This is a genomic window from Streptomyces sp. ActVer (assembly GCF_027270795.1).
Lineage (GTDB): Bacteria > Actinomycetota > Actinomycetes > Streptomycetales > Streptomycetaceae > Streptomyces > Streptomyces umbrinus_A.
This window is the reverse complement of record NZ_JAPWHT010000399.1, coordinates 1-9,697: the sequence shown is the minus strand read 5'-3', so window position 1 is coordinate 9,697 and position 9,697 is coordinate 1. Positions and strand designations below refer to the sequence as shown.

Annotated in this window: 11 protein-coding genes; 9 read left to right on the top strand and 2 right to left on the bottom strand. The window is 70.0% G+C overall.

What is annotated here, in order from left to right:
- On the top strand, positions 1-1,392 hold a 1,392-nt coding region (locus tag O3Q52_RS41325; RefSeq protein ID WP_269653701.1), incomplete at its 5' end, for a family 16 glycoside hydrolase.
- Here the strand turns inward: O3Q52_RS41325 and ligD are convergent.
- Positions 1,379-2,407, bottom strand: a complete 1,029-nt coding sequence (gene ligD / locus O3Q52_RS41320) for a non-homologous end-joining DNA ligase (protein WP_269653700.1) — start codon at positions 2,405-2,407, stop codon at positions 1,379-1,381. The two genes, O3Q52_RS41325 and ligD, sit on opposite strands and share 14 nt — an antisense overlap.
- 93 nt (positions 2,408-2,500) lie before the next feature.
- Here ligD and O3Q52_RS41315 point away from each other — a divergent pair, with 93 nt between their 5' ends.
- On the top strand, positions 2,501-3,571 hold the full coding sequence (locus O3Q52_RS41315; RefSeq protein WP_269653699.1) for an ATP-dependent DNA ligase: 1,071 nt from the start codon (positions 2,501-2,503) through the stop codon (positions 3,569-3,571).
- Between the two features lie 201 nt (positions 3,572-3,772).
- Entirely contained in the window at positions 3,773-4,759 is a 987-nt protein-coding gene (locus tag O3Q52_RS41310; RefSeq protein ID WP_269653698.1) for a DUF3048 domain-containing protein, read from the top strand.
- Between the two features lie 3 nt (positions 4,760-4,762).
- Here the strand turns inward: O3Q52_RS41310 and O3Q52_RS41305 are convergent, their stop codons facing one another.
- Positions 4,763-5,236, bottom strand: a complete 474-nt coding sequence (locus tag O3Q52_RS41305) for a MarR family winged helix-turn-helix transcriptional regulator (RefSeq protein ID WP_269653697.1) — start codon at positions 5,234-5,236, stop codon at positions 4,763-4,765.
- Between the two features lie 205 nt (positions 5,237-5,441).
- Between O3Q52_RS41305 and O3Q52_RS41300 the strand changes: the two genes are divergently transcribed.
- The 6 genes from O3Q52_RS41300 to O3Q52_RS41275 all read left to right on the top strand — a co-directional run.
- The gene (locus tag O3Q52_RS41300) at positions 5,442-6,224 is read left to right on the top strand and encodes a CoA transferase subunit A (RefSeq protein ID WP_269653696.1); all 783 of its coding nucleotides are present in this window, start codon (positions 5,442-5,444) and stop codon (positions 6,222-6,224) included.
- Positions 6,224-6,895, top strand: a complete 672-nt coding sequence (locus O3Q52_RS41295) for a CoA transferase subunit B (protein ID WP_269653695.1) — start codon at positions 6,224-6,226, stop codon at positions 6,893-6,895. Before O3Q52_RS41300 ends, O3Q52_RS41295 begins: the two co-directional genes overlap by 1 nt.
- Positions 6,892-8,094, top strand: a complete 1,203-nt coding sequence (locus O3Q52_RS41290) for a thiolase family protein (protein ID WP_269653694.1) — start codon at positions 6,892-6,894, stop codon at positions 8,092-8,094. The genes O3Q52_RS41295 and O3Q52_RS41290 overlap by 4 nt, the downstream gene beginning before the upstream one ends.
- 8 nt (positions 8,095-8,102) lie before the next feature.
- Positions 8,103-8,879, top strand: coding sequence for a protocatechuate 3,4-dioxygenase subunit beta (pcaH, locus tag O3Q52_RS41285; protein ID WP_269653693.1), 777 nt, complete (start codon positions 8,103-8,105; stop codon positions 8,877-8,879).
- On the top strand, positions 8,876-9,439 hold the full coding sequence (gene pcaG, locus O3Q52_RS41280) for a protocatechuate 3,4-dioxygenase subunit alpha (RefSeq protein WP_269653692.1): 564 nt from the start codon (positions 8,876-8,878) through the stop codon (positions 9,437-9,439). Before pcaH ends, pcaG begins: the two co-directional genes overlap by 4 nt.
- A partial coding sequence (locus O3Q52_RS41275; RefSeq protein WP_269653691.1) for a LacI family DNA-binding transcriptional regulator occupies positions 9,436-9,697 on the top strand: 262 nt, incomplete at its 3' end. The genes pcaG and O3Q52_RS41275, both read left to right, overlap by 4 nt.

The window sequence follows — 9,697 nt, the reverse complement described above, 5'->3', positions numbered from 1 at the left end:
GTCACGGTGACGGCCTCCGACACCGGTCCCGGCGTCAACACCATCGAGTACGCGATCGGTGACGCGGGTGCCTGGCAGCCGTACACCGCCCCGGTCATGGTCCACGAGGTGGGCACCCACAAGGTGCGCTTCCGGGCCACGGACAAGGCGGGCAACGCGGCGGCCGAGAAGTCCGTCTCCTTCACCGTCGTCACGCCGTCCGCCGAGGACAAGACTCCCCCGGTGACCGGCGTGAGCGTCGAGGGCACGAAGAACGCGTCCGGGGCGTACATCAACAGCGCCAAGGTGACGGTGACCGCGACGGACGCGCACGGTTCGGGGGTCGCGGCGATCGAGTACTCGCTCGACGGCGGACCGTACCTGGCGTACACCGCTCCCGTGGTCGTCGACCGGGCGGGCGCGCACACGGTGGCCTACCGCGCGCGTGACAAGGCGGGCAACACCTCGGAGGCCCGGACGGTCAACTTCACGATCGCCCGGGGCGGCGTGCCGGCGCCCAACTGTGCCGAGTACGACGAGCGGTTGACGGTCATCGTCGGGACGGTCGACTCGGGAGTGCCGAACAGGGTCACCAACAGCCGGTGTCGCATCAACGAGTTGATCGAGGACGAGAAGGAGTGGACGTCCCACGCGCTGTTCCTCAAGCACGTGAAGACGGTCCTGGACGCCCTCCTCAAGGAAGGTGTCGTCGTCCAGCGCGAGTACGACCTGATCAACGAGGCGGCCGAGGAGTCGGGCATCGGCAAGCCCGGCCAGACCGAGGGCTACCGGACGATCCTCGACGGTACGCAGGCGTCCTTCGACAAGTGGCAGCAAGTGGGCGGTGGTTCGTTCGGCATGAACGCCGACGGGAGCATCACCTCGGGCACGACGAAGGCCGGGCTCGGCATGCTGTGGTTCCCCGAGCGCAAGTACGGGGACTTCTCGCTGAAGCTCCAGTGGCGTGACGACGCGCCGGGCACGGGCAACGCCAACTCCGGTGTGTTCGTGCGGTTCCCGGGCGTCCACGGTCATCCCGAGGAGTCCCGGCCCGAGTGGGTCGCCATCAAGTACGGGCACGAGATCCAGGCGTTCGACAGTCCCACCGGTGACATGTACAAGAGCGGTTCGGTCTACGGCTTCGACCGCGTGGGTCTGGCCGGTGCCGGCGTCACCCAGAAGGGCACCTGGAACGACTACGAGATCCGTGTGGTGGACCAGCACTACTCGATCTACCGCAACGGTGTGCTGATCAACGAGTTCGACAACACCGGTGGCCAGGACTTCACCCCGCCGCGCTCGGACGACCCGGGCACGGACGGGCGACGGTTCGCCTCCGGCTATCTCGGACTGCAGGTGCACGGCACGACGGATGTCGTCTCGTACCGGGACATCCGTATCAAGGAGCTGTAGGGCCGTTCTCCTTCCTGGCCCTGCTCGGCTGTACCCGCTTCGGCTCACCCGGCATCTTCGGGTACTCGGGCGGGTACGGCAGATCGCCCAGGCCGTGGTCGTGTTCGTCACGGCTGGCGAGTTCGAGCAGGGCTTCGAGGGAGTAGGCGTGCTCGTCCATGTCCGCGTGCACATCGCCGAGTTCGGCGAAGCGCGCGGGCATGGTCGCGAGGTCGAAGTCACGGGGTACGGCGTCGGGGACCTCGTCCCAGGTGAGGGGCGCCGACACCGGGGCGTGCGGGCGGGGGCGTACGGAGTAGGCGGAGGCGATGGTGCGGTCGCGGGCCGTCTGGTTGTAGTCGACGAAGATCTTCTCGCCCCGCTCCTCCTTCCACCAGGCCGTGGTCACCTGCTCCGGCATCCGGCGTTCCAGCTCGCGTCCGACGGCGATCGCGGCCCGGCGGACCTGGGTGAAGGTCCAGCGCGGCTCGATCGGCACGAAGACGTGCAGACCGCGGCCGCCCGAGGTCTTGGGAAAGCCGCGCAGATCCCCGTACTCGTGGAGCACTTCGCGCAGTTCGTGGGCGGCGCGGACGGCGTCGCCGTAGTCGGTGCCCGGCTGAGGGTCGAGGTCGATGCGGAGCTCGTCGGGCCGGTCGACGTCGTCGCGGCGTACCGGCCAGGGGTGAAAGGTGAGCGTGCCGTACTGGGCGGCCCACACGACGGCGGCGACCTCGGTGGGGCACATCTCGTCGGCGCTGCGGCCGCTGGGGAAGGTGATGTGCGCGGTGGGGATCCAGTCGGGCATGTTCTTCGGCGCCCGCTTCTGGAAGAACGACTCGCCGGTCACGCCGTCCGGGTAGCGCTCCAGGGTCGTGGGCCGGTTCCGCAGTGCGCGCAGGATGCCCGGGCCGACGGCGATGTAGTACTCGGCGAGGTCCCGCTTGGTGAAGCCGCGCTCCGGGAAGAAGATCTTGTCCGGGCTGGACAGCCGTACCTTCCGGCCCGCCGCCTCCAGCTCCACCGCGTCTCCCATGCGAGCCACGGTAGGCGCACGGCGCACGCCTCGCATCGTCGGGCGCACGCCCTGCACCGGGCGAATCATCTCCGATCCGCGCAGAATCGGAACATGGATCTGCCGGTGATGCCGCCCGTGAAGCCCATGCTCGCCAAGTCCGTGGCGAGGATTCCGCCGGACATGCACTACGAGGCGAAGTGGGACGGGTTCCGGGCGATCGTCTTCCGGGACGGGGACGAGGTCGAGATCGGGAGCCGTTCCACGAAGTCGCTGGTCAGGTACTTCCCCGAGCTGGTGGAAGCGCTGCGAGAGCGGCTGCCGGAGCGTTGCGTGGTCGACGGCGAGATCGTGATCGCGCGCGAGGGGCGGCTCGACTTCGACGCGCTCACCGAGCGCATCCACCCGGCGGCCTCCCGGGTGAAGACGCTCTCCGAGCGGAATCCGGCGTCGTTCGTGGCGTTCGACCTGCTCGCGCTCGCCGACGAGTCGCTGCTGGACGTTCCGCTGAGCGACCGGCGGGCGCTGCTGGTGGCGGCGCTGTCCGGCGCCACTGCTCCCGTCCATGTGGCGCCGGCGACCACGGACATCGAGGTGGCGCAGCAATGGTTCGAGCAGTACGAGGGCGCGGGCCTCGACGGGGTGGTCGCCAAGCCGCTCGCGCTGCCCTACCGGCGGGACGAGCGCCTGATGTACAAGATCAAGCACGAGCGCACAGCCGATGTCGTCGTCGCGGGCTACCGGCTCCACAAGAGCGGGCCGGTCGTCGGTTCGCTGCTGCTCGGCCTGTACGACGCCGGGGGCACGCTGCAGCACGTGGGGGTGTGCGCGGCGTTCACGATGAAGAGGCGCGAGGAGCTGATCACGGAGCTGGAGCCGCTGCGGATGGAGTCGGCCGCAGGACATCCGTGGGCGGCCTGGACTGAGGGTGCGGCGCACGAGTCGGCACGGATGCCTGGCGCGCCGAGCCGGTGGACGGGCAAGAAGGACCTCTCCTGGCTGCCGCTGCGGCCGGAGCTGGTGTGCGAGGTGGCGTACGAGCACATGGAGAACGGCGAGCGCTTCCGGCACACGGCCCGCTTCCGCCGCTGGCGCCCGGACCGTACGCCCGAGAGCTGCACCTACGCGCAGTTGGAGGAGCCGGTCGGCTACGACCTGGCGGACATCCTGGGACCGCGGGACTGACCAGCGCCGACCGGACGGCAGCGGACAGGGCGCACGTGGGTACTCGGACGGTCTCCGCCGGACCCCGCGGCATGTATCGATCGGTCATCAACTTGGGCTGATCGGCCGATCAGCGCGCGCAATCAGAATCGAGCGGGTAAGGCCATCAATGAACTTATAAGCACACAATCATCAATACGAGCATTGGTGGCAACGGTGGGCATGGGACGGATGGCGCTCAGGCGGCGCCGCACGATGACGGCGGCACTGCTGGCTGCCACGGTGGCCGCCGCCCTGGCGTCGGGCTGTACGACAGCCGGGAACCGGCTCGACGACGGGCGCGGCGACGTCCCCGACAGCACGGACAGCGGCAGCCCGGAGAGCGTGGCACCCCGCGCCCCCTCACCGCTCGCAGTGAAGATCGACAACGTCCCCGCCGCCCGGCCGCAGACGGGCCTGGACGCCGCGGACATCGTGTACGCGGAGCAGGTGGAGGGCGGTCTCAGCCGGCTGATGGCCGTGTACGCGACGAAGCTGCCGAAGGCCATCGGCCCGGTGCGCAGCGCCCGCGAGTCCGATCTGGAGCTGCTGCGCCAGTTCAACGAGCCGACGCTGGCCTTCTCGGGCGCGCAGGGCAAGCTGATGCCGCTGATCGACAGGGCGCCACTGCGCGCGGCGTCCCCGGAGGACGACGAGGGGGCGTACTACCGGGGGTCGGACAAGCCCACGCCGCACAACCTCTACCTGCGCCCGGAGCGGCTCCTGAAGTCCGTGCCCGGAGCGGACGCGCTGACGACGGGGTTCCGGTACGGGGCGGCGCCCGCGGGCGGGAAGGCCGAGAGCACGCGTACGGTCCGTTTCCCGGCGGCCCGTTTCACCTTCGACTGGGCGCAGGACCGGCAGCGCTGGCTGGTGTCGATGGACGGCAGTCCGACGGTCACGACCGACGGCAAGCGGGTGGCGGCCTCGACGGTCGTCGTGCAGTACGTGAACGTTCGGAAGTCCTCGTTCCGCGACTTCCTGGGCAACAACACCCCGTACACGAACACCGTGGGCTCGGGGACGGCGAAGGTCCTGCGCGACGGCAAGGTCTTCGACGCCGGCTGGAAGCGGCCGGCGGCCGAGGACGGCACGGCGTTCACGACCACGGACGGCAGTCCCATGAACTTCGCGGAGGGCCAGGTCTGGGTGGTGTTCGCGAAGGCCTGAACCTCAGCTCTGCGTGACGAGGGGCGCCACCGAGGCGCCGGGGTTGCGCAGTCCCTCCGCCGCGTCCGACACCCGCTGGAGCAGATCGAAGAAGACGGTCTGCTCCTCGCCGGAGAGCGGTGCCAGGAAGACCTGGTTCATCCGCGCCGTCCGTACCGTCAGTTTCCGGTGGACGCGCACGCCCTCGTCGGTGAGGCGGAGCAGAAAGCGCCGGCCGTCCTGGGTGTCGCGGACCTTGTCCAGGAGTCCGCGCCGGCCGAGGCGGCTGATGACCTCGGCGATGGTGGACCGGTCGAGCCCGACCCGCTCCCCCACCGAGCGCTGGTCGAGCCCCGGTTCGGCGACGAGCGCGTTGAGGACCGCGAACTGGGGTGAGGTGATCTCCTCGGAGACCATCGTGTTCCAGAGCAGGTAGTGCGCCTGCTGCAGTCGCCGGGCCAGGTGCCCGGGGTGGGCGGAGAGATCCACCGCGGCCATGTGCCCTCCTTGTTCGTTGGTGCACTGAACGATACCGGGCAGGCCCTCTCTTTGTCGCGGCCGCGCGACGAGACTCTGAGCTGCTGATTCCCTGGGGGTCTTGACGGTCCGGGGTTCGAATGGCAGCGTGTTTGAAACCTCGAAGAAATACTCAGTGCCCTGACTAATCGGGCCGCTGACGCTCGGCAGAGATGAGGCTTCACAGATGGACAAGGTGGTCGCCACAGCCGCCGAGGCAGTGGCCGATGTGCCCGACGGCGCGACCCTGGCGGTCGGCGGTTTCGGGCTCAGCGGTGTGCCGAACGTGCTGATCGAGGCGTTGTACGAGCGCGGGGTCTCCGGCCTGGGCGTGGTCTCCAACAACTGCGGGGCGATGGAGTCGGGCCTCGCGGTGCTGCTGGCCGCCGGGCGGATCGCCCGGGTGACCGGCTCCTACATCGGTGCGAACAAGGAGTTCGCGCGGCAGTATCTGGCCGGTGAGCTGGAGGTGGAGATGATCCCGCAGGGCACGCTGGCCGAGCGGCTGCGGGCCGGTGGCGCCGGGATCCCCGCGTTCTACACGCCGGCCGGGGTGGGTACGCAGGTCGCGGACGGCGGGCTGCCCTGGCGCTACGACGGCAGCGGCGGGGTGGCGCTCGCCTCGCCGCCCAAGGAGGTGCGGGAGTTCGACGGTACGGAGTATGTGCTGGAGCACGGGATCCGTACCGACTTCGCGCTGGTGCGGGCGGCCAAGGGCGACCGGCACGGGAACCTCGTCTTCAACAAGTCGACCCGGAACTTCAACCCGCTGGCCGCGATGGCCGGGCGGTTGACGATCGCCGAGGTGGAGGAGCTGGTGGAACCCGGTGAGATCGACCCGGACGCCGTGCATCTGCCGGGCATCTTCGTGCAGCGGGTTCTGGCCCTCACGCCCGAGCAGGCGAACTCCAAGCTGATCGAGAAGCGGACGATTTCGGCGCCCGGCGCGCAGGGAACGGTGAGTGCGTGATGGCCTGGAGCAGGGAAGAGATGGCCGCCCGCGCCGCGCGCGAGCTTCACGACGGCCAGTACGTGAATCTCGGTATCGGTCTGCCGACGCTGATCCCCAACTACCTCCCGCCGGGCGTGGAGGTGATCCTGGAGTCGGAGAACGGGATCCTGGGCACCGGCCCGTATCCGACCGAGGAGCAGGTCGACCCCGATCTGATCAACGCGGGCAAGGAGACCGTCACGGTCCTGCCGGGCGCCTCCTACTTCGACTCGTCGCTCTCCTTCGGGATGATCCGCGGCGGGCACATCGATGTCGCCGTGCTCGGCGCGATGCAGGTGTCCGCGGGCGGGGACCTGGCGAACTGGGCCATCCCAGGCAAGATGATCACCGGGATCGGCGGGGCGATGGACCTCGTCCACGGCGCCCGTACGGTGATCGTGGTGATGACGCACACCGCCAAGGACGGCTCGCCGAAGATCCTTCAGGAGTGCGCGCTGCCGCTGACCGGCAAGGCGTGCGTCAACCGGGTCATCACCGACCTCGGCGTCCTGGACGTCACCGACGAGGGGCTCGTGCTCGTCGAGACCGCGCCCGGTGTCACCGTCGAGGAGGTGGTGGCGAAGACCGCCGCGAAGGTCCGTATCGCCGACGAGCTCACTGGCCAGCTCACCGAGGAGATCCAGTCGTGAAGGACGTCTACATCGTCGACGCGGTCCGCACCCCGTTCGGCAAGTACAGCGGGTCGCTGGCATCCGTCCGTCCGGACGACCTGGCCGCGCACGCCATCCGTGAACTCCTCGCCCGTACGCCGGAGTTGGATCCGTCCCGGATCGAGGACGTGTACTTCGGCAACGCGAACGGCGCCGGTGAGGAGAACCGCAACGTCGCCCGCATGGCCTCACTGCTGGCCGGGCTGCCCACCTCCGTACCGGGCGTGACGGTCAACCGGCTGTGCGCCTCCGGCCTCGAAGCAGTCATCCAGGCCGCCCGCGCCATCGCGGTCGGCGACGCGTCGATCGCCCTGGCGGGCGGCGTGGAGTCGATGACCCGCGCCCCCTATGTGCTGCCCAAGAACGACAAGCCCTTCCCCGCCGGGCACACCGAGCTGTACTCCACCACCCTCGGCTGGCGGATGACCAACCCGAGGATGGACCCGCAGTGGACCATCCCGCTGGGCGAGTCCGCCGAACTCATCGCCGACAAGCACAAGATCAGCCGCGAGCAGCAGGACGAGTACGCGCTCGGCAGCCACCAGAAGGCCGCCCGGGCCCAGGCCGACGGCCTGTTCGACGCCGAACTCGCGCCGGTGCCGGTCCCGCAGCGCAAGGGCGACCCGCTGGTCTTCGGCGCCGACGAATGCGTACGGGCCTCGACGTCGCTGGACGCGATGGCCAGGCTCAAGCCGTCCTTCCGCAAGGAGAACGGCACGGTCACCGCGGGGAACGCGTCGCCCTTGAACGACGGCGCCGCCGCCCTGCTCCTGGTCGACGAGGAGGGCCTGCGCGCCACCGGCCGCGAACCTCTCGCCCGCGTCTCGGCGACCGGTGTCTCCGCGCTCGACCCGGACTACTTCGGACTTGCCCCCGTCGAGGCCGTCAACCGCGCACTCGCCAAGGCGGGCAAGGGATTTGACGACCTGTCAACTCTTGAACTGAACGAGGCGTTCGCCGCGCAGGTCCTGGGCTGTGTCGCCGAGTGGCCCGAGTTCGACCCGGCGATCCTCAACCCGCAGGGCGGTGCCATCGCGCTCGGCCACCCGCTGGGCGCGTCCGGCGCCCGGCTCGCCGGGACCGTGGCGCACCAGCTCGCCCGCAAGGGCACCGGGGTCGGCGTCGCCACCCTCTGCATCGGCGTCGGCCAGGGCCTCGCCCTCGTACTGGAGCGTTAGGAACCCTCATGGCTCTCACCCAGTCGGACATCGACATCGAGATCAAGGATCTCCAGGACACGTACGACAAGGCGGTCGCCGGCGGCGCCCCGGTCCTGCACCACCCGCGGCGCGACTACGCGCCGTACCGCAGCTCGCTCCTGCGCCACCCCAAGCAGCCGCTGGTCGCCGTGAGCGGGGGCGACCCGGAGGCGGTCGAGCTGTCGGGGCCGGTGTTCGGGGTCACCGACATCACCGAGCACGACAGCGATCTGACCCTCCAGCACCGGGGCGAGCCGATCGGCGAGCGCATGACCGTCTCGGGCCGGCTGCTCGACCGCGACGGACGTCCCGTGCGCGGCCAGCTCGTCGAGATCTGGCAGGCCAACGCCGCCGGCCGGTACGCCCATCTGCGCGAGCAGCACCCGGCGCCGCACGACCCCAACTTCACCGGTGTGGGGCGGACCCTGACGGACGATCAGGGCCGGTACTCGTTCACCACGATCAAGCCGGGCCCGTACCCATGGGGCAACCACACCAACGCGTGGCGGCCCGCGCACATCCACTTCTCGGTGTTCGGCACGGCGTTCACCCAGCGGCTCGTGACGCAGATGTACTTCCCGAGCGACCCGCTGTTCCGCTACGACCCGATCCTCCAGTCCGTGACGGACGAGGCGGCCCGGAACCGGCTGATCGCCGCCTACGACCACGACCTCTCGCGGCCCGAGTTCTCGATGGGCTACGCATGGGACATCGTCCTCGACGGTCCCTCCGCCACCTGGATCGAGGAAGGCCGCCCCGCATGACCGAGCGACTGCTGCCCACCCCGTCCCACACCATCGGTCCGTTCTACGGGCACGCGCTCCCCTTCCCGGGCGGCGCCGAGGTGGCGCCCCAGGGCCACTCCGACGCGATCACCCTGCACGGGTACGTGTTCGACGGCGCGGGCACGCCGATCCCCGACGCCCTCCTGGACTTCTGGCAGGCGGCGCCCGACGGCTCGCTGAAGGGCGCGCCCGGCTCGATGCGCCGTGATCCGTCGACGGGCGGGTTCGTGGGCCGCAACGGCGTCGACTTCACGGGCTACGGGCGGGTGCCCACGGACGCCGACGGGCACTACGCGCTCCACACGCTGCCGCCGGGCAACACCGGGCTGCCGTACATCAGCGTGTGCGTGTTCGCGCGCGGTCTGACGCACCACCTCTTCACCCGCGCGTACCTCGCCGACGGCGCGGACCCGCTGCTCGACTCGCTGCCGGCCGAGCGGCGCGCCACGCTGATCGCGGCCGAGGGCACGAACCGGACGTACCGTTTCGACATCCGCCTTCAGGGCGAAGGCGAAACGGTCTTCCTGGAGTTCCAGTGACAGCTGCCGCCCCTGCCGATCCCGGCGATCCCACCGGTTCGGGCGATCCCACCGGCCCCGGTGATTCCGTCGGTCTCGATGTCGGCCTGCTCGCGCCCGGCCGTGCGGGCTCGCCCGCCGAGTCCGCGACCGGCGACCGCGCCTTCCTTCAGGCGCTGCTCGACGCGGAGGCGGCACTCACCCTGAAGGACGTGGCCGAACGGGCCGGCGTCTCGATCAAGACCGTTTCCAACGTCGTGAACAACTATCCGCACGTCA